Raw genomic sequence first — 25,857 nt, forward strand, 5'->3', positions numbered from 1 at the left:
TACCGCCTCCGCATGCTCCTCATCACCGGTGGACTCGACGCCTCACCCCACACTCAACTCTGAAGAGCCCGATATTTGAGCAGGTCACGGAAGTGTTCAACCGTTGGCACGCGAGCCACTCACCGGGCCACGAAGTGGCCCCTCGAGGCGCGATTCACCCAGCTGTTCATCAATTTCGCGGGGGCGTGAAGCGGCCACCCGATCGGTTTCGAACTCTGCCCGCAGTTGAGCTAAAGTAATGGGCAGCCCCTCGCGTGGCGTCATCCTGTTGAACTCCCCCAGGACCGGAAGGTAGCAAGGGTAAATGGGCTCTGGCGGGTGCGCGAGGGGTCTTTTCGTCTCTAACTCCCCAACCGTGCGGTCGCGCTGTGCCTGTCGGTGACCGCGGCTAAGGTTTCATACGTGACTACCGCCCTGTACCGCCGCTATCGCCCGGAGACCTTCGAGGATGTCATCGGTCAGGAACATGTGACCGAGCCCCTCATGACTGCCCTGCGCAAGAACAGGGTCAATCACGCGTATTTGTTCTCCGGCCCACGCGGTTGCGGCAAGACCACGTCGGCTCGTATTCTGGCGCGCTGTCTCAATTGCGCCGAAGGCCCCACGGCCACGCCGTGCGGTCATTGTGATTCCTGCCGGGATCTCTCCCGAGACGGCGCTGGCTCCTTGGATGTCATCGAGATGGACGCTGCCTCTCACGGCGGCGTGGATCACGCGCGCGACCTGCGCGAACGGGCCACCTTCGCCCCGGTCCGGGATCGCTACAAGATCTTCATCATCGACGAGGCCCACATGGTCACGCGCGAAGGCTTCAATGCTCTCCTGAAGATCGTGGAGGAGCCCCCGGAGCACGTGAAGTTCATCTTCGCGACCACCGAGCCCTCCAAGGTGCTCACCACCATTCGCTCGCGCACGCACCACTACCCGTTCCGGCTGGTCCCGCCGGAGCCTCTCATGCAGTACTTGGAACAATTGAGCGAGCAGGAGCACGTGGCCACGGAGCCCGGCGTGCTGTCCCTGGTGGTCCGTGCCGGCGGCGGTTCGGTGCGCGACTCCCTCTCCGTGCTCGACCAGCTCATGGCCGGTTCTGATGATCGCGGCATGACGTACGACCTCGCGGTGGCGCTGCTCGGCTACACGCACGCGGCCTTGCTCGATGACGTCGTGGATGCCTTTGCCGCCGGTGACGCCGCCACCGTGTTCAGCTCAATCGACCGTGTGGTTCAAACCGGCCAAGACCCGCGCCGATTCGTGGAAGACCTGCTGGAACGTTTCCGCGACCTGGTGGTGGTCAACGCGGTGCCGGATTCTGCCGCGAACATCTTGCACGGCATGCCCACCGACCAGATCAATCGGTTGCGCAATCAGGCCACCCAGCTCGGGGCCGCGGAGCTCTCTCGCGCCGCGGACATCACGAACACCGCGCTCAACGAGATGACCGGGGCCACCTCCCCGCAGCTTCACCTCGAATTGTTGTGCGCACGCATCCTCCTGCCCTCCGCCGACCACACCACGCGCGGCATCACGGCCCGCGTGGACCGTCTCGAGCGCCGCCTCAGCATCCCCCGGGGTGCCGGAATCCGCCAGGGCGCCCCCGAGACCGACCAGCTTTCCGCTGGCGACGACGCCGCTCCCGCACCACAGCGTCCCAGCGCGCCTGAGCGCGTGGCCCAGCCGGAAGCCACACCTCCTTCGGCTCCGCCGTCGGCGGGGATGAACGCCCCCACCGTGGAGGAACCCACGGATCCTCAGGACGGCACCGAAGAACCTGAAGGAACGTCGCACCCGGCTGCCGCTAGCCCGGTTCCGGAGCCCGAACGTGAGAGGGCCAACGGCACCCCGCCCGCGGACGGTCGGACCGGCCAGGGGGAACCGGACGCGGCTCACGACAATGGTTCGGTCGATCACGGGCCGGAACACCGGGACACCACTCCGGCACGCCCTGATTCGGAGGAACCTGGCCGAAACCAAAGTGCCGCCCCATCAGGGGCGCCCCGCGGTACCGGCGAAACCCGTGGTGGCCAAACTGCCCCGGCTCAGAGCCCGGAGACTCATACCTCCGCCGACCAGGGCGGCGAGATCGAACTGTTGCGGGCATCCTGGCCGGAAATTGTTTCCGCACTGGCCGAGATCCGCCGCGTGGCATGGACGGTCACGATGCGCGGCACCCCCGTGTCGTTCGACGGTCAGACCCTCCGCATTGCCTTCGATGCCGAGGGGGATCTGCTGAACTTCCCGCGCTTCGAGAACGATGTTCGTGCGGCCATCCACTCCGTACTCGGTATCGACTGCCGCATCGAGGCAGTACGCCCCGGTGACACTCACGGCGGCGGCCAGAGCGGCGGCGCTTCGGGTGGCCCCACTCGCGGCGGCGCCCCGGGCGGGAACGAACCCGGTGGTCCCACGCGCGGTGGAGGTCAAGGCCGTGGCAGCGGTGGCCCCGGAGGGCCAGCGCGCGGAAGCGACCAGGGCGGTGATCGTTCCGGCCGTTCCACCTATGGAGGCGGGCAGGACAGCAACGGGCCGGCCCAGGCTCGCCAAGGAACTGACGGTCAAGCTCGCGGCAGCCAGGATCACCGTGCTCAGGAGCCTGCCCAGGGCAGCGCAGAACGACAGTCCAATAATGAGCCACCCGTCTACTTCCGCGAACAGGAGGGCTTCGGCGCGCAACGCCGGCGCCCAGCTCACGAGGATCAGCAGCCCCGTGAGGAAACTCCGGAGCCCGAGCCGGAGCCCTCTCCTGATGAACCCGTGACCTCGTGGTCAGTGGCGAAAATCCCGCAGGGTGGGCCCGCCGAATCATCCGCTCCGACCCATGCGGATGGAGCTGAGGCAAAGCCTGCAGATCCTTCAGGAACAACTGAGGTCGATACGGATTCGGAGGAATCCACGGCCGCCTCCTCGGACCCGGCCACACTCACGCCTTCAGATTTCACGATCGGGCAGGGCCAAGACGTCGCGGACACCGAGCCCGGCGACCGCAGCGCCACCGCTTGCCCGGAGACGGACCCGGACACCACTGAGGAGGACGCTGAGTCCGAATCTGCGCCGGCCAACAGCCTCGGGCAATCGCGTACCCCGGACAGCGGCCCGGACGCTTCAGAACCGGTCGCTGAATCCGACCGGCCGGCTCAGGCCCCCGAAGCAGAGTCTGCACGTCCGCAGGCTGCTCAGACCTCCTCGTACGCCCCGGAACCCAGTAACGAATACTGGACTCCCAACGAACCCCCGCCTCCGCCGGAGGACGAGCCGCCCGCCGACCTGTATGAGACATCGGATCGCCGCCCGGGCGGTTCATCCGAGAAAGCACCCGAGAAGGCACCCGCCCAATCCGGCGGCCCGCGTGGTCAGCGGCCCAGCTTCCGGGAACGCCACGCGGCAGAAATCGCAGCGGCCCGGCAACGTCCAACAGCACAGCAGCCCGCTGACTCATCGGACACCAGCGAGGATGAGAACTTCTCGCCCAGTGCGGATGACGAGTCCATTGAGGATTCCACCGTGTACGGGCGCGCGGCCATTGAACGAATCCTGGGGGGCTTGCTCATTGAAGAGCGCCCCCACCAAGCGAACTAACCGAATCCCCCAAGGAGAACTGTGTACGAAGGCGCGGTCCAAGATCTCATTGATGAGCTGGGAAGGCTCCCGGGTGTAGGACCCAAATCTGCACAGCGCATTGCCTTCCACTTGCTCGACGCGGACAAGGACGAAGTTCAGCAGCTCGTGGACGCCATCACCACAGTCAAAACGTCCGTGTCCTTCTGCCAGGTCTGCGGCAACGTGACCGAGCAGGAAGAATGCGCGATCTGCCGCGACGCCCGCCGCGACCGCACCGTGATCTGCGTGGTCGAGGAGTCCAAGGACGTCATGGCCATTGAACGCACCCGCAGTTACCGCGGGCTCTACCATGTGCTCGGCGGCGCTATTTCGCCCCTCCAGGGCGTGGGCCCCGATCAACTGCGAATCCGCGAACTCATGACGCGGTTGTCGGACGAAACCATCCAGGAGATTGTGCTGGCCACGGACCCCAACCTGGAGGGTGAAGCCACGGCCACGTACCTGTCCCGGATGCTCAAGGCCCTGGGCATCCGCGTGACCCGGTTGGCTTCCGGCCTCCCCGTGGGCGGCGACCTGGAGTACGCGGACGAGGTCACTCTCGGCCGGGCCTTCGAAGGGCGCACGGTCATCGCGGAAGCGAACTAACACCTCAGCCGCGCCTCATTGGACTCCGGAACGATCATGGTTGTGTGAACAGTTAGCATGGACGCCAAACCACTTGATCGCGTGATTCTTGCGCAGTCCGAGAGGAATGTATGAGCCTCATTGTCCAAAAGTTCGGTGGTTCCTCGGTTTCTGATGCCGATGGAATCCGCCGAGTTGCCCGCCGGGTCGCAGAGACCCGCAACGCCGGCAACGATGTCGTGGTGGTTGTCTCCGCCATGGGTGACACCACCGATGACCTGCTGGATCTGGCCAACGAGGTCACCCGCAAGCCACCCGCCCGCGAGCTGGACATGCTCCTGACGGCTGGAGAACGCATTTCCATGGCCTTGCTGGCCATGGCCACCTCCGAGATCGGCGTACCCGCCCAGTCTTTCACCGGTTCTCAGGCCGGCATGATCACCGACGGTGACCACGGTGCCGCCAAGCTCGTGGAGGTCAATCCCCTCCGCGTCCGCGAGGCACTGGACGCGGGAAACATCGCGATCATCGCCGGGTTCCAAGGCGTGCACCGTTCCACCAAGGACATCACCACGCTGGGCCGCGGTGGTTCTGACACCACTGCGGTCGCGCTTGCGGCCGCGCTCAACGCTGACGTGTGCGAGATCTACTCGGACGTGGACGGCGTGTACACGGCTGACCCGCGCATTGTTCCCTCGGCGCAGAAGCTGGACCGCGTTTCCTCCGAAGAAATGCTGGAACTCGCGGCCAACGGCGCCAAGATCCTGCATTTGCGTTGCGTGGAATATGCCCGCCGCTTCAATGTGCCCTTGCACGTCCGTTCGTCGTTCAGCCACAACGAGGGCACCTGGGTCATGCCCACGCCCCACGAAAACTTCACGCCGCAGAAGGAGATTCCCTTGGAACAGCCGCTGATTTCCGGGATCGCACACGACCGCACCCAGGCCAAGATCACCGTGGTGGGGGTCCCGGACCGCCCCGGAATCGCTTCCCGCATCTTCCGTCTGCTCGCGGACTCCAAGGTCAACGTGGACATGATCGTTCAGAACGTCTCCACCGGCGATCGTCCCATGACCGACCTCTCCTTCACCCTGGACGAGTCCCAGGGCGATTTGGCCATGAATCTGCTGCGCGCCGCAGAAGAGAAGATCGGTTACACGAGTCTCGATTACGACGACCAGGTGGGTAAGATTTCCCTGGTCGGTGCGGGGATGAAGACGAACACGGGAGTGTCGTTCAAGTTCTTCGAGGCCCTGGCCAACGCGGACATCAACGTGGACATGATCTCCACCTCTGAGGTGCGTATCTCTGTGATCACCGATGTCAGCAAATTGGACGCCGCCGTGCGGGCGATCCACACCGCATTCGGTTTGGACGCGGACAACGAGGCCACCGTGTACGGGGGCACCGGTCGCTGAGCGTTTCAGTTTTTCCGGTCACGGGCTGCCATCCAAGTAGCCCGTGACCTACACTTTTAGTGCACAAATCATCACTCATGACGGAGACGTTGGAGAGGTACATATGAACGGCCAAGCAGGTGATGAGACCTTTTCCGAGAACGCTGCGCATGATCCGCTGGCTCTGGGGAACCAGCTCTGTTTTTCTCTGTCAGTGGCTTCGCGCATGGTGGTCCAGAGCTACCGCCCGATTCTCGAACCGCTTGGCCTGACCCACCCGCAGTACCTGGTGATGCTGTCGCTGTGGGGTTCCAGCCCCCGCACCGTGAAAGATCTGAGCTCGGAACTCATGCAGGATTCCGCCACGCTGTCGCCGCTGCTGAAACGGCTCGAAGCACGCGGCCTGATCCGCCGAGGTAGGGATCCCAAGAATGAACGAGCCCTGGCCGTCACCCTCACGGACGAGGGCGAGGCGCTCCGGGAGAAGGCCGCGGACGTGCCGGTCATCATGATGGATCGCATGGGAGTGACTCCGGAACAGGTCAGGGAACTCAACGACTCCATGCGGCACATGATCACCCAGGCAGAAGAGGCCTCGCGTGCCTGAAGCCCTGTTCCGTGAGGAATGGCTGGCAGCGTCCCGAGCACACGAACAGCGCATTTCCGGTTTTACCAAACCGTTCTTGAACCGTAGGCACGAGGGGCGTAAGCACCCCGTGGAAGATTTCCTGTTCACGTACTACACGCTCTCCCCCGCCCAGTTCACACGGTGGCACCCCGGATTCGAAACGATCCTGCTGGATGCCCAGGACCGAGCGGACTGGAAGTTCTACCGCCCCGCCACGGAGGCTGAACTCAGGGAGGCGGGTGCACCCGAGGGCGCGAGCGGCGTCGTGGTGGATCGTGAACGTTTTGTGGCCAAACGCGAGACCGCCATTCGTTTCATCCGGGAACTACTGTCCAACACCGTGGCTAAGACCGGCACGTTCGATTGCTTCGGCCTGCACGAATGGGCCATGGCGTACAAGGCACAGGAGAACGGTGTGCGTCACGAGTACGTGGGGCTCAGGTTGGGTGCGGAAGGTACCGACCGGGTGGTGGAATCGCACAAGATCCGCTGCTCCCACTTCGACGCGTTCCGGTTCTTCCAGCCCCAGGCCGTGGACCGCAATGAACTACAACCCACGCGTGAGGCCCAGCGGCGCATGGAACAACCCGGCTGCCTGCACGCGAACATGGACCTCTACAAGTGGGCGTACAAACTGTTGCCCGCCGTGGATTCTGACCTGCTGGCCGATTGCTTCGAGTTGGCGTGGGATGTGCGCCGCACGGACATGGAGGCCTCCCCGTACGAACTGAGCGAGTGGGGTTACCAGCCGGTGCGCATCGAGACCCCAGAGGGCAAGGCCGAGTACGTGCGCCGCCAGCGAGCGTTCGCGGCCAGGTCGGAGGATCTGCGCCAGCGCCTCTTGAGCGTCACGGAACACTTATTGGAAGTGGACGCGTGAGCTGGCAGCCGGCCGTGAAGGCGGCCGAACTGACCGAGGCGAACACCGCGGTCCCCGCGCGCGTTGACGGAACCGGGCTGCTCATCACTCGGGATGAAAGCGGAACCGTGCGGGCCTTCGAGAACCAATGCCCGCACCAGGCCGCTACGGTGTGCCGCGAATCCCAGGTCGGTGAGACCACCGTGGAGTGTCCCAATCACTACTGGGTCTTCGGCTTGGACGGGACTTTCATGGGCTCGCGCATTGCACTGGCAGCCGGGCGCACCCCTCCGCCGGACCCCGAGAGGAACCTGCGGGAGTTCCCGTGCCGCGTGACCGACGCCACGGTAGAGGTGGACCTGACCCCGGACCGATAGGATGGGCAAGGATTAGCTCGAATCTCAGGAGTTGTAATGGCCCGTATCGTGGTTGATGTTATGCCCAAGCCGGAAATCCTTGACCCGCAGGGCAAGGCGATCGCCAACGAACTGCCCCGTATCGGGCTGGATGGTTTCAGCGAGGTCCGTCAGGGCCGTCGCTTCGAACTCACCGTGGATGGTGAAGCAACGGACGAGGTTCTCGCCCAGGCCCGCGAGGCTGCCGAGAAGCTGTTGTCCAACCCGGTCATCGAGGACGTCGTGAACGTTTCGGTGCTGGACCAGGAGAACTGATCGTGGCCCAGAATTTGACCGCCGAACAGACCCCCCTGATCGCGGATCTGTCCCAGCCTGCACCCAATGCCGCGTTGCAGGACGTGCGCGTTGGTGTGGTCACCTTCCCGGGCACCCTGGACGACCGCGATGCCATGCGGGCCGTTGAAATTGCCGGTGGCACCGCCGTGCCCCTCTGGTACGCGGACGAAGATCTGCAGAACGTTGATGCGGTGATCCTGCCGGGTGGCTTCTCCTACGGGGACTACCTGCGTGCCGGCGCCATCGCGCGTTTCGCGCCGCTCATGGACAAGATCATTGACGCGGCCAATTCCGACGCCGCTCTGCCCGTTCTCGGCATTTGCAACGGTTTCCAGGTGCTCACCGAATCGCACCTGCTGCCCGGCTCCATGATCAAGAACGAGCAGTTGAAGTTCATTTGCCGTGATCAGGGCCTGCGCATCGAGAACGCGGAGACGGCCTGGACCGCTCGCTACGAGCAGGGCCAGACCATCGTGGTACCGCTGAAGAACCAGGATGGCCAGTACGTGGCCGATCAGCGCACCCTGGACGAACTCGAAGCCGAGAACCGCGTGGCCTTCCGTTACGTGGGCGGCAACCCCAACGGCTCACGCAATGACATTGCGGGGATTACCAACGCCCGCGGCAACGTGGTGGGACTCATGCCCCACCCGGAGCACGCGGTGGAACCCGGTTTCGGCGCGGACTTCTCCGGCGCCGGTGACGTGGACATGCGCCACGGCACCGACGGCCTGGACATCTTCGTGTCCGTCCTGGAACGCCTGACCCGCTGACGCCCCGCGGGCTTAGCTGCCCGCTTTCACTATCCGACATTCTCGCGTGAGCGCCGGGAAGGCACCGTACGCGCCCACCACCACGGCAAGGGATTCTCGTAACCGACATGAGCGAAACTCACTTCAACCTGGACACCGTCGAACACGCCTCCTCCACCCCGGACATCGAACTGCCCTGGGCCGAACTGGGGTTGACCGAATCCGAGTTCGAACGGGTCAAGGAGATCCTGGGCCGCCGCCCCACCGCCGCGGAACTGGCCATGTACTCGGTCATGTGGTCCGAGCACTGCTCGTACAAGTCCACCAAGGTGCACCTGCGCCAGTTCGGTGACAAGGTCACGGACGAGATGCGCAAGGACCTCATGGTGGGCATCGGCGAGAACGCCGGTGTCACGGACATCGGTGACGGCTGGGCCGTGACCTTCAAGATCGAGTCCCACAACCACCCGTCCTTCGTGGAGCCCTACCAGGGTGCGGCAACCGGTGTGGGCGGCATTGTCCGCGACATCATTTCCATGGGCGCCCGCCCGGTGGCCGTGATGGATCCTCTGCGTTTCGGCGCTATCGACCACCCGGACACTCAGCGCGTGGTGCACGGCGTGGTGGCCGGTGTGGGCGGCTACGGCAACTCGCTGGGTCTGCCCAATATTGGCGGTGAGGTAGAGTTCGACCCCTGCTACCAGGGCAACCCTTTGGTCAACGCGTTGGCCGTTGGCGTCATGCGCCACGAGGACATCCGCCTGGCCAACGCGTCCGGCACCGGCAACAAGGTGGTGCTGTTCGGTGCGCGCACCGGCGGCGACGGCATCGGCGGCGCCTCCGTGCTGGCCTCCGAGTCCTTCGACGATTCCAAGCCCTCCAAGCGTCCGGCCGTGCAGGTGGGTGACCCGTTCGCGGAGAAGATCCTGATCGAGTGCTGCCTGGAGCTGTTCAAGGGCTCGCTGGTGGAGGGCATCCAGGACCTCGGTGCGGCCGGCATTTCCTGCGCGACCTCCGAGCTGGCCTCCAACGGTGACGGCGGCATGCGCGTGGACCTGACCAAGGTGCTGTTGCGCGATCCCACCCTGACCCCGGGTGAGATCCTGATGTCCGAGTCCCAGGAACGCATGATGGCCGTGGTGACCCCGGAGAAGGTCGAGGCCTTCGAAGCGGTCATGGCCAAGTGGGATGTGGAGTACTCCTGGATCGGTGAGGTCACGGACACGGGCCGGCTGGTCATCGACTACCAGGGCGAAGTGATCGTGGACGTGGATCCGCGCACCGTGGCCCACGACGGCCCGGTCTACGAACGTCCCTACGCCCGCCCCGAGTCCCAGGACCAGTTGCAGGCCAACCACTTCACGGGCTCACCCGAGGACGCATCCCGTCCCTCCGGAGCCGAGCTACGACAAGCAGTGCTCGAACTGATGGCCTCGCCCAACCTGTGCTCCAAGGACTGGGTCACCAGCCAGTACGACCGTTACGTGCAGGGCAACACCGCCATGGCCATGCCGGATGACGCCGGAGTGATCCGCGTGGACCAGGAAACCGGGCTGGGCGTGGCCCTGTCCACCGACTGCAACGGCCGCTACACCCGCCTCGACCCGTACGCCGGCGCACAGCTCGCGCTCGCCCAGGCTTACCGCAACGTGACGACCGCCGGCGCCCGCCCCGCAGCCGTCTCGGACTGCCTGAACTTCGGCTCCCCCGAGGACCCGGACATCATGTGGCAGTTCGCCGAGGCCGTGCGCGGCCTGTCCGACGGCTGCCAAGAACTGGGCGTGCCCGTCACGGGCGGCAACGTCTCGCTCTACAACCAGACCGGCGGCGTCGCCATCAATCCCACCCCGGTGGTCGCGCTGATGGGGGTTCTCGACGACGTCGCTCGCCGCACCCCTTCCGGGTGGCGCGAGGACGGTCAGGCCATTTACCTGCTGGGCGAGACCGCGGACGAGCTGGACGGCTCCGAATGGGCCCGCGTACGCGGCCACCTGGGAGGACAGCCTCCCAAGGTGGACTTGAAGAAGGAGCGTACCCTGGGGGACATGCTCGTCAACATGTCGCGCGACGGCATGATCGACGCGGCACACGATGTGTCCGAGGGTGGCTTGGCCGCGACCCTGTCGGAGATGGCCCTGCGCTTTGGCGTGGGTGCACGGATCGGTCTGGGGGAAGTAGCTGATCGGGATGGTGTGGACACGTTCACCCTGTTGTTCTCCGAGTCCCAGGGCCGAACCGTGGTGGCCGTCCCTCGTTCGGAGGAGGTGCGTTTCAAGGACATGTGCGCCGTGCGCCACTACCCGTTTGCGCGCATCGGAGTGGTGGATGCGGAGTCCGGAGCCCTGGATGTTCAGGGCGAGTTCTCCGTGGACCTGGAGGCCTTGCGAGAGGCCCACAGCGCCACGCTACCCAAGTATTTTGGTTGATCGAAGGATAGAGATATGACCGAGGTTCTCGACGAGCTCAGGCCGGAACGACCGATTCGTACCGAGCGCCTCCTGCTGCGTCCGTTCGTCCCGGAAGAGCTCGAGGCAATTGCGGACTCAACGGACCTGCCACAGTTCGCCCCGGGGTTCCCGACCCCCGAGGATCGGGACTGGGCCCAAACTGCGTTGGAGGCCGGCAGCTATTTCTTCACCGAGACCATGTTCTCGATGTTCGCGATAGTGGATGCGGCCTCTGAACAGATCATCGGCATGGCTGGTTTCGTGGGCCCGCCCATTGACCACGAACTCGAGGTGGTTGGCTCCATAGTGCCCGCGCGTCAGAACCAGGGGTACGGGGGCGAGGTTCTGCCCCACCTCCTGGAATTGGCCTTCCAGAATCCCGAGGTCACTGCGGTGAACGCCTCCGTCCCGTGGGGTAATGGGCCCGCTTCCAAGCTGCTGCTCGACAACGGTTTCACCGAACGTCCGTGCGGCGGGTCCGAATCCGCTTACGTGTACGCGCGCCCGGAGACACCTCGGAGCAACTGAGTTAGTGACCTGATGTACCCATGGACCCCGTATGCCTTACTCCCGGATACCTATCCGGAATGGATTCTGATTGCCCTGGGCGTCCTGGATTTCACGATCACAGTGGTAGCGCTCGGCTGGATCCCGCATCGCCGTAGGCCCTCCGTCGCACTTGCGTGGCTACTGGGTCTGACCGTTTTCCCCTTTGTGGGCCTGTTGTTGTTCCTCATCATCGGCTCTTCCCGTCTGCCGCGGAAGCGGATGGAGAAGCAGGCCAAGATGAACGACATCATCCGGGAGAACACCCCGGAGGACTTCTCCCTGGGCGAGGAGTTCCATGACCTGCCCGAGTGGGTCACCACGACCGCCAAGCTGAACTACCGATTGGGCGCGCTACCCATGGTGGGTGGCAATGACTTTGACATCCTCACGGACAACCACGAATCCATGGAGCGAATGGCTCACGACGTGGACCGTGCCACGGATTACGTGCACTTCGAGTTCTACATCGTGGCCACGGACCCGGTGTCCACGGTGCTCCTGGACTCCCTCGTGCGAGCCCATGAACGTGGGGTGCGGGTGCGCATCCTCATCGACCACGTGGGATCGCTCGGTTACCCCGGTTACGCGGAATTGGCCCGTCGCTTCAACGCCTCTGGTATTCCCTGGCGGCGCATGCTGCCGATCCGCCCGTGGCGAGGCGAGTGGCAGCGCCCGGACCTGCGCAACCACCGCAAGATCCTGGTGGTGGACGGCTCGATCGCCTACACCGGTTCGCAGAACATCATTCACCGCTCGTACAACAAGAAGAAGAACCTTCGCCGCGGCCTGGAGTGGAAGGATCTGATGATCCGCTGTTCCGGGGCCGTGGTCTCCGAGCTCAACGCGGTGTTCGTCTCGGACTGGTACTCGGAAACCGACGACCTGCTCCTGGATGAGGCCACCGAGGTTCTCACTGATGTGGAGGGCCCGGTGTATGCGCAGGTGGTACCGTCCGGGCCGGGGTTCGAGACTGAGAACAACCTGCGGCTGTTCAACCACCTCATCTACAACGCCAACCGGCGCGTGGTGATCTCCAGCCCGTACTTCGTACCGGATGAGTCCCTGCTGCACGCGCTCACCACTGAGGCGCAGTCCGGGGTGGAGGTGGAGATCTTCGTGGGTGAGTCCTCGGATCATTTCCTGGCCCACCATGCCCAGAACTCCTACTATGCCGAGTTGGCGGAGGCCGGGGTCAAGATCTACCGCTACAGCTCCCCCACCGTGCTGCACGCCAAGTTCGTGCTCGTGGACGACCTGATCAGTGTGATCGGTTCCTCCAACATGGACGAGCGGTCCTTCGCTCTGGACCTGGAAGTCTCCGTCATGATCGTGGATCAGCATTTCCATGTACGAATGGAAAATGTGGTCGATGAGTTCAAGGCATCCTCAACCGTGCTGAACCTCGAGGCGTGGAACAAGCGCCCCCTGCTGCAGAAGTATGTAGAGAACGTCTGTCGCCTCACTTCGGCTTTGCTTTAACGGCCACGACGCCGCTGTCGCGACCTTTCGTTCGAAAAGGTCGCGACAGCGGCGTCGTGGGCAGAGGGGCTGTTAGCCCACCAACTCGCGAGCGGCGGTGTCCGCGACGGACGGCTTGTCGGCGTACGCACCGCGATACTGCGCGGCCGGGTGGGTGTCCATGACCTGGGACTGACCGGCGCCGTAGAGGGACTCCCGCAGGGTGGAACCCTCGTAGTCGGTGCGGTAGCGGCCACGCTTCTGCAGCTCCGGGACCACGAACTCCACGAAGTCCTCGAAGGAACCGGGGCTCACGTGGTAGGCCAGGTTGATGCCGTCCAGGCCACCCTCGTCGACCCACGTCTCGAGCTGATCCGCCACGGATTCCGGCGATCCCACGATCACGTCACCCATACCGCCCAGGGCACAGTGCTTGGCGATCTCCTCGCGGGTCCACTTCTTGTCCTTGGACTGCAGGGTGAACGGGGTCAGGAAGGACTGGATGGAATCGGTCTTGATGTAGTTCAGGGCCTCGTCCTCGTCGAACTGGCTCAGATCCACGCCGGACCAGCCGCCGATGATCGCCTGGGACGCCTCAAGGTCCACGTAGGAGAGGTACTCCCGGTACTTCTCCTGAGCCTTCTCCTCGGTCTCGTCCACGACCACGGAGAGCATCGCGTAGATCTTGACGTCGTCGCGGTGGCGACCCTGCTCCTCGGCCTGCTCGCGGATCTTGTCCGTGACATAGCGGGTGAGGTCTGGGCGCAGACCTCCCACAAACACGGCCTCCGCGTGGCGTCCGGCGAACGCCTGGCCACGCGAGGATGCGCCCGCTTGGAAGATCAGCGGGGTCCGCTGCGGGGAGGGCTCGGTGAGAGCGGCGCCCGGAACGCTGAAGTACTTGCCCGAGTGCTGGATCGGGTGGACCTTCTGGGGATCCGCGTAGCGGCCGGCCTCGCGGTCCTTGACCACGGCGCCGTCCTCCCAGGAGCCTTCCCACAGCTTGTAGCAGACGTCGAGGAACTCTTCGGCAATCTCGTAGCGGGTATCGTGCTCGATCTGACGAGGCAGACCCTGATTCTCCGCGGCGGAGGGCAAGTAGGAAGTCACCACGTTGAAGCCCACGCGGCCCTTGGTCAGGTGGTCGAGCGTCGCGTACTTGCGAGCCAGGGTGTAGGGCTGCTCGTAGGTCACGGCGCTGGTTACGCCAAAGCCCAGGTGCTCGGTCACGGCCGCCATGGCGGAGATCTGCATGAACGGGTCGTTTACCGGAACCTGCGCACCGTCCGCCACCGAGGGCGCGGCGGAGTTCTTGTAGATGTCGTAGATACCCACCACGTCCGCCAGGAACAGGGCGTCGAACTTGCCCTTCTCCAGGGTCTTGGCCAGGTTGGTCCAGTATTCAATGGTGTTGTACTCGGTGGCCTTGGACCGCGGGTGACGCCACAGGCCGAAGCTCTGGTGGTCCACGCAGGTCATGTCGAAGGCGTTCACGGAAATCCGCTTCTTGCTCATGTGTGCCCCTTGAGGTCGAACTCGACCCGCGCCCCGTGCACCACCTGCGGCGGCCTACTCTGCGGGTCCAGCGCGCTTGTGTGGCGCCGTACTTGCCGCATGCGGTGTGCCATGCGGCCCGATCCTCACCTGGGGCACCCCGCTACGGGAGAGGGTTGCCGTCCGACAAGCCAGGGCTGTGCGTCGGAACTCATGATCGTTCTGGGCACCACTGTACAGTTTCCCCACCGGTTCCGGCGGCCCGTGAAACATGATGACCGAGCTGATTCACAGTGAGACGATGGTCGTATGAGTGATCGCCACGTCAACGATCCGGACCTGATTCGCGAGCTACTCACCACCCCGGGGCGGTGGGCCGTTGTTGGGCTGTCCACCAACCGCACGCGACCGGCCTTTGCGGTGTCCCGGCGGATTCGTGATGAATTCGGTCAGGAGATCATCCCTGTCAATCTGGCCGGTGAGGACGTGCACGGCGAGACCGGCTACCGCTCGCTCGCGGACATCCCGGGGCACGTTGACGTGGTCGACTGCTTCGTGAACTCCCAGCGCGTGGGTGAAGTGGTGGATCAAGCGATCAACATTGGGGCCGGGGCCGTGTGGATGCAGCTTGGTGTGTCCGACCAGGCTGCCGCCGAACGGGCGAAGGCCGCCGGGTTGAAGGTGGTCATGAACACCTGCCCGCTGATCGAGGCCCCGCGGGTTCTGTAGGCGCGCCGGTTCTGTCAACGCGGGCAAGGACGGTCTCCCCCACAGGCCTTTGACATTCTGGGCAGAGGTTCGCGCGCGGAGCACGGTGTTTAGTGCGATCCCTTGCCAAAAATGTGCACTACCACTTCTGACGTGCGAACCTCTGCCACAAATGTTCATGCTCCGCGCGCTGACTCAATTTGCGACCGCCCCCTCCCGAGACGTTGAATGGAACGGTTCCCATCCGGAGCGGCCGAGAGACCTGGCTCGTTGACGTCGCAGCAACCGGTACCCGTGCGGTGCAAGGTGCTAATGCCAGGAGACGATGGAGTTGATCGAGATTACTTCCTTCTCAGACCCTTACTCGCCCACGCCCAATCCCGCGCTGATCTCGGATGAGGCGCGCGAGGAGTTCTGGGCCAAGCAGGCGACCCGTCTGGACTGGGCCGAGCCGTGGCACACGACCCACCGCTTCGACAAGCCGCAGAAGATCGGCACGGACGAGGCCGGCAACGACATCCTCTCGGTACCGGAGATCGCCTGGTTCGAGGGCGGCAAGCTCAACGTTTCCTACAACTGCGTGGACCGCCATGTGGACGCCGGCCGCGGCAATCACGTGGCCCTCTACTTCGAGGGTGAACCCGGTGACCGCCTGGTCTACACCTACGCGGACCTGCAGCGCGAGGTCTCCAAGGCCGCCAACGCCCTGCTGAAACTCGGTGTGGAAGAGGGCGACCGCGTGGTCATCTACCTCCCGGTGATTCCCGAAACCGTCATCATCACGCTCGCGTGCGCGCGTATCGGCGCCATCCACTCCCTCGTGTTCGGGGGCTTCTCCGCCGAGGCTCTCAAGTTCCGTGTGGAAGACACCGGCGCCAAGGTCCTGGTGACCACGGACGGGCAGAACCGGCGCGGCGCCGTCGTTCCCGTGAAAACCAACGCGGACCAGGCGTGCAGCGGCGAGAACAACATCGAGCACGTGATCGTGGTGCGCCGCACCTCGCGACCCGGCCGCATGGACCTGCCGCGCGGCACCCGCGGGCTGCGTTCCAAGCAAGAGGACACTGTGCCCTGGACGCGTGGCCGTGACGTGTGGTGGCACGAGCTGACCGCGGATGTCTCGGACGTGCATGTGCCCGAGGCCTTCGACGCGGAGACGCCCCTGTTCATCATCTACACCTCCGGCACCACGGGGAAGCCCAAGGGCCTGGTGCACACGATGGGCGGATATCTGGTGCAGACCGCGTATACGCACGCCCTCATGTTCGACCTGCTCCCGGACGTGCCCGATGCCAACGGCGTGCTTCGGCCGGACGAGCTCTCCGCGGTGAACGACCCGGCCAAGGTGGATTCGACCGTTCACTGGTGCACCGCGGACCTCGCGTGGGTCACCGCGCACACCTACGAGATCTACGGCCCACTGGCCAACGGCGTGACCGAAGTGATCTACGAGGGCACCCCCAACACCCCGGATTACGGGCGCCATTTCGAGGTCATCGAACGCTACGGCGTGACCAATTACTACACCGCTCCCACGCTGATCCGCTCGCTCATGGGGGCCTTCCCCAAAGGTCTGCCGCAGGTCTACAACCTCTCGTCCATCCGCTTGCTCGGGTCGGTGGGCGAATCCATCAATCCCGAGGCGTGGCGTTGGTTGCGAGCGCAGGTCGGCCGCGACGAGGTCCCGTTTGTGGACACCTGGTGGCAGTCCGAGACAGGCTCGTGCGTGGCCTCCCCGCGCCCGCACGATCCGCAGTTCGCACCGCCCGGCACGTTCGACGACGCCGCTCCGCACACCTCCCTGAAGCCGGGCTGCGCCACGCGCGCCGTCCCTGGTATCTCGGTGCGCGTGCTCGACGAATCCGGTGAGGAAGTTCCGGCGGGGTTGCAGGGCTTCGCCGTGGTCGACAAGATCGGCCCGTCCATGGCCCGCACGGTGTGGGGCGATCCGCAGCGCTACCTGTCCTCGTACTGGTCGGCCTACGGCGAGCGCGGCTGGTTCCTCGCCGGTGACGGCGCACGCACCGATGACGAGGGCGACCTGTACATCTTGGGCCGCGTGGATGACGTGATCAACGTGTCCGGGCACCGGTTGTCGACCATCGAGATCGAGTCCGCACTGGTGACTCACCCGCACGTGGTCGAGGCTGGTGCGACCCCCATCAAGGATCCCGTCACCGGACACGCCGTTCTGGCCTACGTGGTACTCACTGCGGAGGCACAGTCACTGTCCGCGGATGAGGTTCGAGAAGAACTCCGCGCCCACGTGGCGCAGGAGATCGGCCCGATCGCCAAACCCCGCGAGGTCATCGCCGTGCCGGATCTCCCCAAGACTCGTTCGGGGAAGATCACCCGTCGCCTCTTGACCCAGCTCTACGAGGGGCAGACCTTGGGCGACCGCTCCTCGTTGCAGAATGAGGAAGCACTTGACGCGATCGCCGACGTCCTGGCGACGCGCGAATAGACGTGGGCTGAGCAAGGAAAAGCGCTGAGCGGCGTCGTCGGGCCGGCTGGGTTGAGCCGGCCCGACGATTTCAGCGGAGCTTGACCATCCGCCGGATGAACACGATCAGGACGATCCCCATGGCCGCGAGCGGCAGCCACATCAGGTCCGCACTGAGGATCCCGAGCCAGCCTCCCACCATGATGGCCAGGACCGCCGCCATACCGGCAACCACCCACACCAACATCTGTACGGCGTTCTTGTACTGACGCTGCACGTTGTCCCGGGTGAGGGTCACGGGGAAGTTGAAGACCCGTGGGTATCGCGTCAGCACTCCACAACCGATCGTCAGCAGACTCAGCAGCACGAGGATAATGGCGGCCTCTTGGAAAGACCCCTCGCGGGTCACGTCACCAGTGAAGTCGTAATGGAGGGCGAAATCTCCCTGGGCACCCGAATACCGCAGGAAGAAGTACACCGGCAGGGCCACGGCCGAGATCATGCTGACCAAAAGAAGCACCCTGTGGAACGGATCCAGCGCAAAGTTCGGTTGAGGCCGCTCCCTGAAGGTCGTGATGGGTTGATCGCCATCGAGGTCCTGGGCTCGGTTGCGAGTTCTTTCCCGCGGGGCGTCACGTGAGTCAGTCATCCAGCGCTCCTAGTCATCGCCTGGTTGCTCCTTATCTTTAAGGCTACGAAGAAAAGGCAGGCACCGACTCCCCCGAGCGTTGGAATTTCACCCCGCGCGCATGAGGATCGAGTTGTTCGTTACTTCCCAGGGCACTCGAACTGATACTTCTGCCCAGAACTCTTAGGATGATCCAGTGATGAATCCCGCCGCTCAGCCCTCGACGGACACTGCCGACTCCACTCCCAAGCCCAGCGCGTGGGAAGTGATGTTCAAGGACGCCACCAATGCCGAGCTCAAACTCGCGATGGCCGCGTCCGGAACCATCCTGAGTCTGTTCACCGCGGGGCACATGGCCGGGAACATGCAGGTGTATCTGGGCCGGAAGCACTACAACGAGTACGCGGAGTTCCTCCGCACCGTGGGTGCTCCGGTTTTGCCGCGCAATTCGGTCCTGTGGGTCGTCCGAGTGGGACTGCTCGCGAGCGCCACGAGCCACATCATGGCCGGCACCGAACTCACGCTGCGGGCCATGCGCGCCGAGCGGCACACGGTGCAGAGCACGATTCAGGACTTCAAGCTTCAGCTCACGGGCAAGCAGCGGAGGCGCCCTCGCGGCCGACGTCGCTCGGTCCCCCAGATCATCGCCCGCTCCATGCGCTCCACGGGCGTGGTGCTCGGCCTGTTCACGGCCTACCACGTAGCGGATCTGACGGTGGGTGCGCGCCCGGCGGCGTCGTCGAAGCATCGGCACGGGGACGCCTACGGGAACCTGGTGGCAAGCCTGTCCCGCCCGAGCGTCGCATTCTTCTACACCGCCTCGATGGCGGCCTTGGCCGGCCACATGATTCACGGCGTGCGCACGGCCGCCATGGACGCCGGCTTCACGACCACCGAACAGCGCGCCCAGCTGACCGAGGCCGTAGCCAAGCTGGTGGGCACCGCTGTGGCTCTCGGAAACGTCACCATCCCCGCGGCCGTGCAGGCCAAGGTGGTGCGCTGATGCTGCTGACCGTGCACGTGTGGCGGCAGGCCACCGCGGAGGACCAGGGCAATTTCGTGGCCGTGAGCCCGGTCGAGGCTCGCGAGGACATGAGCATTCTGGACCTGCTCGATGCCGTCAACGAAACCCTCACCCGCCAGGGCGATGACCCCGTCAGCTTTGACGACGGCTGCCGCGAAGGTATCTGCGGCAAGTGCGGCGTGACCGTGGACGGCGTGCCCCACGGCCCGGACAAGAACCAGGCCTCGTGCACGCAGTCACTGCGGGCCTACCGCGACGGGGACGAGATCTTCATCGAACCCATGCGCGCGGGCTCGTTCCCGGTCAAGAAGGACCTGTCCGTGGACAAGAAGGCTCTGCGCCGAGTGGCCAAGGAAGCCAAATTCCCGGTCGCGCTCAAGGCCCTGAGTAACGCCGGTTGCATCAGCTGCGGGGCGTGCGTGGCCGCGTGCCCCAACGGTTCCGGCCAGTTGTACGTGGGCACGTTGCTCAAGGAACTTCCGCCGTTGGCCAAGACCCCGGAGGAGCGCAACGAGCGCTCGAGCAAAGTTCTGGACGCCGCCGAGCACGAGTTCGGCCCCTGCTCCCTACTGGGCGACTGCATGGAGGTCTGCCCCGCGGGCCTCCCGCTGGAGAACCTCACCGAGGTCGCCCGGGAAAATCTCCGCCGGATGAACCCGGAGAAGTACGCCTAATCAGCGTGGCCACGCGGGAGGCGCCGCGCGGCGGCGTCGGCGGTCGTCTCGCACCGTGGTCACCTGCGGGCCCCGGTTTGTGAACGCCGCCACCCACGCGACACAATGGACTCACCATCCCGAGCGGCCGAGAGACCTGGATCGAAGACGCCGCAGCAACCCGCAGTGATCGGCCTACTGCACGGTGCTACCGCCAGGACCGATGGAGTGCTGCGCGGCCCCGGGCAGTGTTCGGACGGGAGCTGTACGCGGCCGACAAGGAGGAGCCCTATGGCCGAGCACCAGTTCGGTTTCCGCACCCGTGCACTGCACGCAGGCGGCACCCCGGACGCCGAGCACGGCGCCCGTTCCGTTCCGATCTACCAGACCAGCTCGTTCGTCTTCAAAGACGCCGACGACGCCGCCAACCTCTTCGCGCTGCAGAAGTACGGCAACATCTACTCGCGCATCGGCAACCCCACCGTGGCTGCCTTGGAGGAGCGCATCGCGTCCCTCGAGGGTGGTATCGGTGCGGTAGCAACCTCCTCCGGCATGGCGGCCGAGTTCATCACCTTTGCCGCGCTGTGCGGGCAGGGCGATCACGTGGTCGCCTCCTCGCAGCTCTACGGCGGAACCGTCACGCAGTTGGATGTAACCCTGCGCCGCTTCGGTGTGGAGACCACCTTTGTTCCCGGCACCGATCCCGCCGATTACAAGGCGGCCATCACCGAGAACACCAAGGCCGTTTACACCGAGCTCGTGGCCAACCCGTCCGGTGAAATTGCCGATCTGGAAGGCCTCGCGGAAGTCGCCCACGAGGCCGGTCTGCCGCTGATCGTGGACGCCACGCTCAACACCCCGTACCTGTGCCGCCCGTTCGAGCACGGTGCGGACATCGTGATCCACTCGGTCACCAAGTTCCTGGGCGGCCACGGCAACACCCTGGGCGGTGTGGTGGTCGAAGCCGGTCGCTTCAACTGGGGCAACGGCAAGTTCCCTGCCATGACCGAACCGGTCCCCTCGTACAACAACGTGACCTGGTGGGGGAACTTCGGTGAGTACGGCTTCCTGACCAAGCTGCGTTCCGAGCAGCTGCGCGACATCGGTCCATCGCTGACCCCGCAGGCCGCGTGGAACCTGCTGCAGGGAGTGGAAACCCTCCCCCAGCGCATGGACGCCCACGTGGCGAACGCGCAAGAGGTCGTGCAGTGGCTGGCCACCGATCCGCGCATCGGCTACGTGAACTACGCGGGTCTCGAAGATCACCCGCACCACGAACGCGCCCAGAAGTACTTGCCCCAGGGCATCGGTTCCGTGTTCGCCTTCGGTGTAGCCGGCACCGATCAGCTCAGCGGCCGCGAAGTGGGCGGCCGGTTCATCGAGAACCTGCAGCTGGCCTCGCACCTGGCCAACATTGGTGACGCCCGCACCCTGGTGCTGCACCCGGCGTCCACCACCCACCAGCAGCTCACCTCCGAGCAGCTGGAATCCGGCGGCGTGAGGGAAGACCTGATTCGCATTTCCGTGGGTCTCGAGGACCCCGCGGACATCCTGTGGGATCTGGACCAGGCACTGACCGCCGCGACCGGGATCAACCGCGAGGGCGACGTCGTCGAAACCGTGACGCCCGCAGCGGCCACCGCCGAACCCACGTCCGAAAAAGCTGCCGAAGGAGTCCACGCATGAGCACCGAACGCACCTGGGTGGGCCCCAGCGCCCCCGAGCGACTGAACATCCTGCGCAACACCGAGTCGATCGCGATCGTGGGCATGTCCAATAAGCCCGCGCGGGCCAGCTACTTCGTGGCCACGTATCTACTGTCTTCGTCCCCGTACCGCGTGTACTTCGTGAACCCCGTGTTGGACGAGGTGCTGGGCCAGAAGATCTACCCCTCGCTCGCGGACCTGCCCGAGGTCCCGGACATGGTGGACGCGTTCCGCAAGGACTCCGATCTGCCCGGCGTGGCCCAGGAGGCCGTGGACCTCGGCGCCAAGACCGTGTGGATGCAGCTGGGCTCGTGGAGTGAGGAAGCCGCGGCGATCGCCGAGAACGCCGGGCTCAACGCCGTGATGGATCGCTGCGTGAAGATCGAACACGCCCGCTTCCACGGCGGCCTGCACCTGGCCGGCTTCAACACCGGGGTGATTTCCGCCAAGCGTCAGGTGGTTGCCTGACGGTCATTGGGTGACCAACCAATTGATCCCGCCTCACTGCGTAGTAACCACGGTTACTTTGCAGTGAGGCGGGATCACATGGTTCTGGGGCCTGCTGTTCTCCGGCCCAGCTGCAAACTGCCGACGTCGCTCTCAGCCCAACCGCAACACCACGGCCGCGCGTTCCCAGCCCTGGGACTCGCGGGCGGGAACTTCGTCCTCGGGGACCACGGTGTACAAACGCTCGGCATCAGCAAGAAAGGCCTCGTTGGCCATGGACGAGACCAACGGGTCCAGCACCTCGGCAGGATCGCGTTCGGTGGACGCATCAGTGAGCAGCGGGCCCATGTAGGCAACCTCGTCCTGCACAGACAGCGTGGAGTGCGCTACCGGCTTGCCCCATTCGTCCACTTCGAACCGCGTGACGTCCCCCATGGGTGCATCGAACATCCCGGACTCACCCGGGAAACTCAGTCCACGGTCCAGCTCCTGAACCGCACCCGTCAGCAAGATGCCCTGCGAGAGCACCTCCTTCTCCTGAGCATTCACGGCGCCGCGGGCCATCACGACCTGATCCTCGGGACAGACCAACACGAGCCCGTCCTTTGAAGGGACTGAACCGTCCCAGGCCACCACGTTCTGCGGCGGTGCTTCGGTTCCGCGCACCGCATCCCAACCGGCCACCCAGTCCTTGAGGTCGTCTTCCCATTGCTGCGCCATGCGATTCTCCTTTCTCGGCAAGCTATTGCCCCGAGTATCTCACTCGCCCTATCACACCAGGTGGCGTTTGTCATGCAGTCCTCTATCCTGGGAAGGTTCGCTGATTTTCGCCATTTGTTCCCTAAATTCGAGGAGTTGTCACCCGTGAATGCCAGAAAAACATTACAAGTCACTCTGGCCTTTGTCGGGCTCCTGGTGGGGGCTGGCTTCGCGACCGGTCAAGAAGTGGTGCAGTACTTCATTTCCTTCGGCACGTGGGGCTTGGCCGGAGCAGTGGTCTCCGGGCTGCTCATGATCGCGGCCGGTGCCGTGATCATTCAGATCGGCAGTTACTTCATGGCCGATGAGCACCGGGCCGTTTTCCGCTCGGTCTCCCACCCGGTGGCTTCCAAGTTCTTGGACATCAGCGTCACCCTGACCCTGTTCGCCATGGGGTTCGTGATGCTCGCCGGCGCCGGTTCAACGCTTGAGCAGCAGTTCGGGCTGCCCGCATGGATCGGCTCCGCCATCATGGTGGTCATCGTGATGCTCACCGGCCTGTTGAACGTCAACAAGGTCACCAACATCATCTCCGCCGTCACACCACTGATCTTCGTGGCCGTGATCGTCGTGTTCGTGTACACCATGATGCAGCTCCCCGTGGACTTCGGTTCCGTGAGCGAACTCGCCGTGCAGGCCGATTCCCCCGTGACCCCCTGGTGGCTGTCCGGGATCAACTACACCTGCATGGCCCTGATGCTCGGTGTCTCCATGAGCCTGGTCATCGGCGGTAACACCACGAACCCGCGTGTCGCAGGATGGGGCGGTGTCCTGGGCGGCGTTGTCTACACCATCTTGTTGCTCATGAACGCCGTGGCCCTGCTGGTGAACTACGAATCGGTTGAGGGCTCGGACATCCCCATGCTCCAGCTCTTCGAGACGATCCACCCCGTGGCCGCACTGTGCATGGTGTTCGTGACGTTCATCATGATTTACAACACGTGCATCAGCATGTTCTACGCCCTCGGGCGCCGTCTCAGCGTCAATCACCGCAACCGTTACGTCCCGGTGTTCCTGGGCACCTGCGTGGTCGGCTACTTCATCAGCCTCATCGGATTCGGCACGCTCATGAGCTACGTGTACCCCGCCATTGGTTACGTGGGCATGATCATGGTGATTGTCATGCTGGTCTGGTGGTTCCGCAGCCGCAAGAAGATCGAGGGCGAAGAGAGCCGCCGTGATCGGATGCGCGCATTGCTCACCATGAAGGAGTCCGACGACAAGGACTTCCCCGAGGGCCATGAGAAGCGCCTCGAGGACACCGCTGAGCAGTCGACCGCTGACAATGAGACCATCACCGGCGCCATCGACAAAGAGGTCGTCAGCAGCCTCAGCAAGAAGAACGGTAAGAACGGCAACACGGATTCATCGGGAACCTCGGCATCAAGTTCGAAGGACTCCCACTGATCTGAACCCCCGGCCGTAGCAAAAGCTCCCCACCACTATGTGGTGGGGAGCTTTCGTATGGGGAGCCAGCGGCGTCGTCGTCCTGGTGACGAATGATTCAGGAGGACGACGCCGCGGCGGAACTAGCCGCGCTTGGCCTCCTTCTTATCGGCCTTCTCCTCCGCCTGCACGATCCAGTGCTGGCGCGTGGTCACAAAGTCTGAGCCGTCCCACGCACCCAGACCGGACAGACCGGGGATGTCACCGGAGTGGAAGACGGGTTCCACACCGGCCTTGCGCTGGTCCATGTAGTTGCGCAACACCTTGGCGGCGACCCCGGCCAACCCGACCAGAGCGATCAGGTTGATGGTGGCCATGAACGCCATGAACAGGTCCGCGAGCGACCACACGAGGTCCAGGGCAGCAATGGCGCCCAGGAACACGCAGGCCAACACCAAGAAGCGGTAACCGGTCATGACCGCACGGGATCCGGTCATGAACCGGATGTTGGATTCGCCGTAGTAGTAGTTGCCGATCACCGAGGACCACGCGAACAGGAAGATCGCGATGGTCAGGAAGTGGATGGCCCACTCGCCCAGCTGTGCGCCCAAGGCGGTCTGGGTGAGCGAGGCACCTTGGCGCTCATCCCCGAAGGTCGGGTTGGAGAGCAGGATGATGAAGGCGGTCACGGAGCAGACGATCATGGTGTCGAAGTAGACGCCCAGGGACTGCACGAATCCCTGCTTGGCCGGGTGGGACACGGACGCGGTAGCACCGGCGTTGGGCGAGGAGCCCATACCGGCCTCATTGGAGAACAGGCCGCGTTTCATGCCCTGGATCAGCACACCGATCAGGCTGCCGGTCACGAACTCACGGATACCGAAGGCACCTTCCACGATCATGAGGAACATGGCGGGGACCTCGGTGATGTTCAGGACAACAATCAGCAGTCCCAGAATCAGGTACAGGACGGCCATGACGGGAACCACGATCTGAGTCACGCTGGAGATCGAGCGAATACCGCCGAAAATAACGGCTGCGGTGATGGCCACCAGGGCCAGGCCGATCACAATGCGGATCCACATGTTCTGGCTGTCGGCCATGTCCAGGTTGAACGAGCCGCTGACCGCGTCCACGATCGAGTTGGACTGCACGGAGTTGAACACGAAGCCGTAAGTGATGGTGATGGTGACCGCGAAGATCAAACCCATCCAGCGCTTCTTGAGTCCGCGCTCCATGTAGTAGGCCGGGCCGCCCACATAGCCGTCCCGGGACTTGATCTTGTAGAGCTGGCCCAGGGTTGATTCCACGAACGCGCTGGCCGCGCCAATGGCCGCAATGGTCCACATCCAGAAAACGGCGCCCGGGCCGCCCAAGCTGATGGCGATGGCTACACCCGCAATGTTGCCGGTACCCACGCGGGCGGCTGCGGAAACTGTGAACGCGCGGAAGGATGAAATGCCCTTCTTACCGTCCTCAGCGTCACCGGGCGGGTCGGTGAGAACCCGGAACATTTCGGGAAGTCCGCGCAATTGGATCACGCCGGTGCGAACGGTCAGGTAGAGACCCACACCAATGAGAATCGCGAAGACGACGTACCAGACGTACTCGCCCACCGTTCCGACAAGTTCTGTTAATGCATCCATGA

General features: G+C 64.3%; 22 protein-coding genes, 1 other RNA gene and 3 riboswitches. Of the genes, 19 read left to right on the top strand and 4 right to left on the bottom strand.

All coding sequences use genetic code 11. The annotated features are described in order from the left end of the window. The first annotated feature begins 241 nt into the window (after positions 1 to 241). The 12 genes from ffs to cls all read left to right on the top strand — a co-directional run bounded on the left by ffs (position 242) and on the right by cls (position 12,982). Positions 242 to 338: signal recognition particle sRNA small type (gene ffs / locus ABD283_RS04580), an RNA gene on the top strand. 64 nt (positions 339 to 402) lie between these two features. Then, positions 403 to 3,573, top strand: a complete 3,171-nt coding sequence (locus ABD283_RS04585) for a DNA polymerase III subunit gamma and tau (RefSeq protein WP_344223825.1) — start codon at positions 403 to 405, stop codon at positions 3,571 to 3,573. A 21-nt stretch (positions 3,574 to 3,594) separates the two neighbouring features. Further along, on the top strand, positions 3,595 to 4,200 hold the full coding sequence (gene recR / locus ABD283_RS04590) for a recombination mediator RecR (protein ID WP_344223826.1): 606 nt from the start codon (positions 3,595 to 3,597) through the stop codon (positions 4,198 to 4,200). 110 nt (positions 4,201 to 4,310) lie between these two features. Beyond that, positions 4,311 to 5,597, top strand: a complete 1,287-nt coding sequence (locus ABD283_RS04595; RefSeq protein ID WP_344223827.1) for an aspartate kinase — start codon at positions 4,311 to 4,313, stop codon at positions 5,595 to 5,597. A 103-nt stretch (positions 5,598 to 5,700) separates the two neighbouring features. After that, complete coding sequence (locus tag ABD283_RS04600; protein WP_344223828.1) at positions 5,701 to 6,183, top strand: MarR family winged helix-turn-helix transcriptional regulator; 483 nt, start codon at positions 5,701 to 5,703, stop codon at positions 6,181 to 6,183. Beyond that, positions 6,176 to 7,084 carry a 3-methyladenine DNA glycosylase gene (locus ABD283_RS04605; protein ID WP_344223829.1) on the top strand — a complete coding sequence of 303 codons (909 nt, stop codon included), beginning with the start codon at positions 6,176 to 6,178 and terminating at the stop codon, positions 7,082 to 7,084. The genes ABD283_RS04600 and ABD283_RS04605 overlap by 8 nt, the downstream gene beginning before the upstream one ends. Next, positions 7,081 to 7,440, top strand: coding sequence for a Rieske 2Fe-2S domain-containing protein (locus tag ABD283_RS04610; RefSeq protein ID WP_344223830.1), 360 nt, complete (start codon positions 7,081 to 7,083; stop codon positions 7,438 to 7,440). Before ABD283_RS04605 ends, ABD283_RS04610 begins: the two co-directional genes overlap by 4 nt. A 36-nt stretch (positions 7,441 to 7,476) precedes the next feature. Then, positions 7,477 to 7,734 (top strand): phosphoribosylformylglycinamidine synthase subunit PurS, encoded by a 258-nt coding sequence (purS, locus tag ABD283_RS04615; protein WP_016997403.1) that lies wholly within the window; start codon positions 7,477 to 7,479, stop codon positions 7,732 to 7,734. Positions 7,735 to 7,736: 2 nt separating this feature from the next. Beyond that, entirely contained in the window at positions 7,737 to 8,528 is a 792-nt protein-coding gene (gene purQ / locus ABD283_RS04620) for a phosphoribosylformylglycinamidine synthase subunit PurQ (RefSeq protein WP_344223831.1), read from the top strand. 107 nt (positions 8,529 to 8,635) lie between these two features. Continuing rightward, on the top strand, positions 8,636 to 10,933 hold the full coding sequence (gene purL / locus ABD283_RS04625) for a phosphoribosylformylglycinamidine synthase subunit PurL (RefSeq protein WP_344223832.1): 2,298 nt from the start codon (positions 8,636 to 8,638) through the stop codon (positions 10,931 to 10,933). 15 nt (positions 10,934 to 10,948) lie between these two features. Then, entirely contained in the window at positions 10,949 to 11,482 is a 534-nt protein-coding gene (locus ABD283_RS04630; protein ID WP_344223833.1) for a GNAT family N-acetyltransferase, read from the top strand. A 12-nt stretch (positions 11,483 to 11,494) separates the two neighbouring features. Further along, on the top strand, positions 11,495 to 12,982 hold the full coding sequence (gene cls, locus ABD283_RS04635) for a cardiolipin synthase (RefSeq protein ID WP_344223834.1): 1,488 nt from the start codon (positions 11,495 to 11,497) through the stop codon (positions 12,980 to 12,982). A gap of 72 nt (positions 12,983 to 13,054) precedes the next feature. On the opposite strand, the gene ABD283_RS04640 is transcribed toward cls, so the two are convergent. Then, positions 13,055 to 14,476 (bottom strand): LLM class flavin-dependent oxidoreductase, encoded by a 1,422-nt coding sequence (locus ABD283_RS04640; RefSeq protein ID WP_344223835.1) that lies wholly within the window; start codon positions 14,474 to 14,476, stop codon positions 13,055 to 13,057. 83 nt (positions 14,477 to 14,559) lie between these two features. Continuing rightward, positions 14,560 to 14,674, bottom strand: a riboswitch (SAM riboswitch). Between the two features lie 90 nt (positions 14,675 to 14,764). Between ABD283_RS04640 and ABD283_RS04645 the strand changes: the two genes are divergently transcribed. Both ABD283_RS04645 and ABD283_RS04650 read left to right on the top strand, forming a co-directional pair. Further along, a complete protein-coding gene (locus tag ABD283_RS04645) occupies positions 14,765 to 15,184 on the top strand; it encodes a CoA-binding protein (protein ID WP_344223836.1) in 420 nt (139 codons plus the stop codon). Positions 15,185 to 15,400: 216 nt separating this feature from the next. Then, positions 15,401 to 15,495: riboswitch (SAM riboswitch) on the top strand. Continuing rightward, a complete protein-coding gene (locus ABD283_RS04650; RefSeq protein WP_344223837.1) occupies positions 15,489 to 17,627 on the top strand; it encodes an AMP-binding protein in 2,139 nt (712 codons plus the stop codon). It overlaps the preceding riboswitch by 7 nt. 70 nt (positions 17,628 to 17,697) lie before the next feature. Here the strand turns inward: ABD283_RS04650 and ABD283_RS04655 are convergent, their stop codons facing one another. Continuing rightward, complete coding sequence (locus tag ABD283_RS04655) at positions 17,698 to 18,255, bottom strand: hypothetical protein (RefSeq protein WP_016996184.1); 558 nt, start codon at positions 18,253 to 18,255, stop codon at positions 17,698 to 17,700. A 178-nt stretch (positions 18,256 to 18,433) separates the two neighbouring features. Between ABD283_RS04655 and ABD283_RS04660 the strand changes: the two genes are divergently transcribed. The 4 genes from ABD283_RS04660 to ABD283_RS04675 all read left to right on the top strand — a co-directional run bounded on the left by ABD283_RS04660 (position 18,434) and on the right by ABD283_RS04675 (position 22,085). After that, on the top strand, positions 18,434 to 19,237 hold the full coding sequence (locus ABD283_RS04660) for a succinate dehydrogenase cytochrome b subunit (RefSeq protein WP_344223930.1): 804 nt from the start codon (positions 18,434 to 18,436) through the stop codon (positions 19,235 to 19,237). Further along, the gene (locus ABD283_RS04665; protein ID WP_344223838.1) at positions 19,237 to 19,932 is read left to right on the top strand and encodes a 2Fe-2S iron-sulfur cluster-binding protein; all 696 of its coding nucleotides are present in this window, start codon (positions 19,237 to 19,239) and stop codon (positions 19,930 to 19,932) included. Before ABD283_RS04660 ends, ABD283_RS04665 begins: the two co-directional genes overlap by 1 nt. 111 nt (positions 19,933 to 20,043) lie before the next feature. Beyond that, positions 20,044 to 20,141: riboswitch (SAM riboswitch) on the top strand. Between the two features lie 61 nt (positions 20,142 to 20,202). Continuing rightward, positions 20,203 to 21,597 (top strand): O-acetylhomoserine aminocarboxypropyltransferase/cysteine synthase family protein, encoded by a 1,395-nt coding sequence (locus ABD283_RS04670; protein ID WP_344223839.1) that lies wholly within the window; start codon positions 20,203 to 20,205, stop codon positions 21,595 to 21,597. After that, the gene (locus ABD283_RS04675; protein ID WP_344223840.1) at positions 21,594 to 22,085 is read left to right on the top strand and encodes a CoA-binding protein; all 492 of its coding nucleotides are present in this window, start codon (positions 21,594 to 21,596) and stop codon (positions 22,083 to 22,085) included. The genes ABD283_RS04670 and ABD283_RS04675 overlap by 4 nt, the downstream gene beginning before the upstream one ends. A 132-nt stretch (positions 22,086 to 22,217) precedes the next feature. On the opposite strand, the gene ABD283_RS04680 is transcribed toward ABD283_RS04675, so the two are convergent. Further along, complete coding sequence (locus ABD283_RS04680) at positions 22,218 to 22,784, bottom strand: hypothetical protein (RefSeq protein ID WP_129700919.1); 567 nt, start codon at positions 22,782 to 22,784, stop codon at positions 22,218 to 22,220. A 144-nt stretch (positions 22,785 to 22,928) separates the two neighbouring features. Between ABD283_RS04680 and ABD283_RS04685 the strand changes: the two genes are divergently transcribed. Continuing rightward, positions 22,929 to 24,230 (top strand): YkvI family membrane protein, encoded by a 1,302-nt coding sequence (locus ABD283_RS04685; protein ID WP_344223841.1) that lies wholly within the window; start codon positions 22,929 to 22,931, stop codon positions 24,228 to 24,230. A gap of 122 nt (positions 24,231 to 24,352) precedes the next feature. On the opposite strand, the gene ABD283_RS04690 is transcribed toward ABD283_RS04685, so the two are convergent. Beyond that, on the bottom strand, positions 24,353 to 25,855 hold the full coding sequence (locus ABD283_RS04690; protein ID WP_344223842.1) for an alanine/glycine:cation symporter family protein: 1,503 nt from the start codon (positions 25,853 to 25,855) through the stop codon (positions 24,353 to 24,355). Positions 25,856 to 25,857: the final 2 nt, after the last annotated feature.

Source organism: Kocuria atrinae, from assembly GCF_039531425.1.
Taxonomy (GTDB): Bacteria; Actinomycetota; Actinomycetes; order Actinomycetales; family Micrococcaceae; genus Kocuria; species Kocuria atrinae.

What these genes read in the sequence shown, in the direction of transcription:
- ABD283_RS04595 (WP_344223827.1), top strand. Translation starts at nt 4,311, where the DNA reads ATGAGCCTCATTGTCCAAAAGTTCGGTGGTTCCTCGGTTTCTGATGCC.
- ABD283_RS04600 (WP_344223828.1), top strand. Translation starts at nt 5,701, where the DNA reads ATGAACGGCCAAGCAGGTGATGAGACCTTTTCCGAGAACGCTGCGCAT.
- purS (WP_016997403.1), top strand. Translation starts at nt 7,477, where the DNA reads ATGGCCCGTATCGTGGTTGATGTTATGCCCAAGCCGGAAATCCTTGAC.
- purL (WP_344223832.1), top strand. Translation starts at nt 8,636, where the DNA reads ATGAGCGAAACTCACTTCAACCTGGACACCGTCGAACACGCCTCCTCC.
- ABD283_RS04630 (WP_344223833.1), top strand. Translation starts at nt 10,949, where the DNA reads ATGACCGAGGTTCTCGACGAGCTCAGGCCGGAACGACCGATTCGTACC.
- cls (WP_344223834.1), top strand. Translation starts at nt 11,495, where the DNA reads ATGTACCCATGGACCCCGTATGCCTTACTCCCGGATACCTATCCGGAA.
- ABD283_RS04640 (WP_344223835.1), bottom strand. Translation starts at nt 14,476, where the DNA reads ATGAGCAAGAAGCGGATTTCCGTGAACGCCTTCGACATGACCTGCGTG.
- ABD283_RS04645 (WP_344223836.1), top strand. Translation starts at nt 14,765, where the DNA reads ATGAGTGATCGCCACGTCAACGATCCGGACCTGATTCGCGAGCTACTC.
- ABD283_RS04650 (WP_344223837.1), top strand. Translation starts at nt 15,489, where the DNA reads ATGGAGTTGATCGAGATTACTTCCTTCTCAGACCCTTACTCGCCCACG.
- ABD283_RS04655 (WP_016996184.1), bottom strand. Translation starts at nt 18,255, where the DNA reads ATGACTGACTCACGTGACGCCCCGCGGGAAAGAACTCGCAACCGAGCC.
- ABD283_RS04660 (WP_344223930.1), top strand. Translation starts at nt 18,434, where the DNA reads ATGAATCCCGCCGCTCAGCCCTCGACGGACACTGCCGACTCCACTCCC.
- ABD283_RS04665 (WP_344223838.1), top strand. Translation starts at nt 19,237, where the DNA reads ATGCTGCTGACCGTGCACGTGTGGCGGCAGGCCACCGCGGAGGACCAG.
- ABD283_RS04670 (WP_344223839.1), top strand. Translation starts at nt 20,203, where the DNA reads ATGGCCGAGCACCAGTTCGGTTTCCGCACCCGTGCACTGCACGCAGGC.
- ABD283_RS04675 (WP_344223840.1), top strand. Translation starts at nt 21,594, where the DNA reads ATGAGCACCGAACGCACCTGGGTGGGCCCCAGCGCCCCCGAGCGACTG.
- ABD283_RS04680 (WP_129700919.1), bottom strand. Translation starts at nt 22,784, where the DNA reads ATGGCGCAGCAATGGGAAGACGACCTCAAGGACTGGGTGGCCGGTTGG.
- ABD283_RS04690 (WP_344223842.1), bottom strand. Translation starts at nt 25,855, where the DNA reads ATGGATGCATTAACAGAACTTGTCGGAACGGTGGGCGAGTACGTCTGG.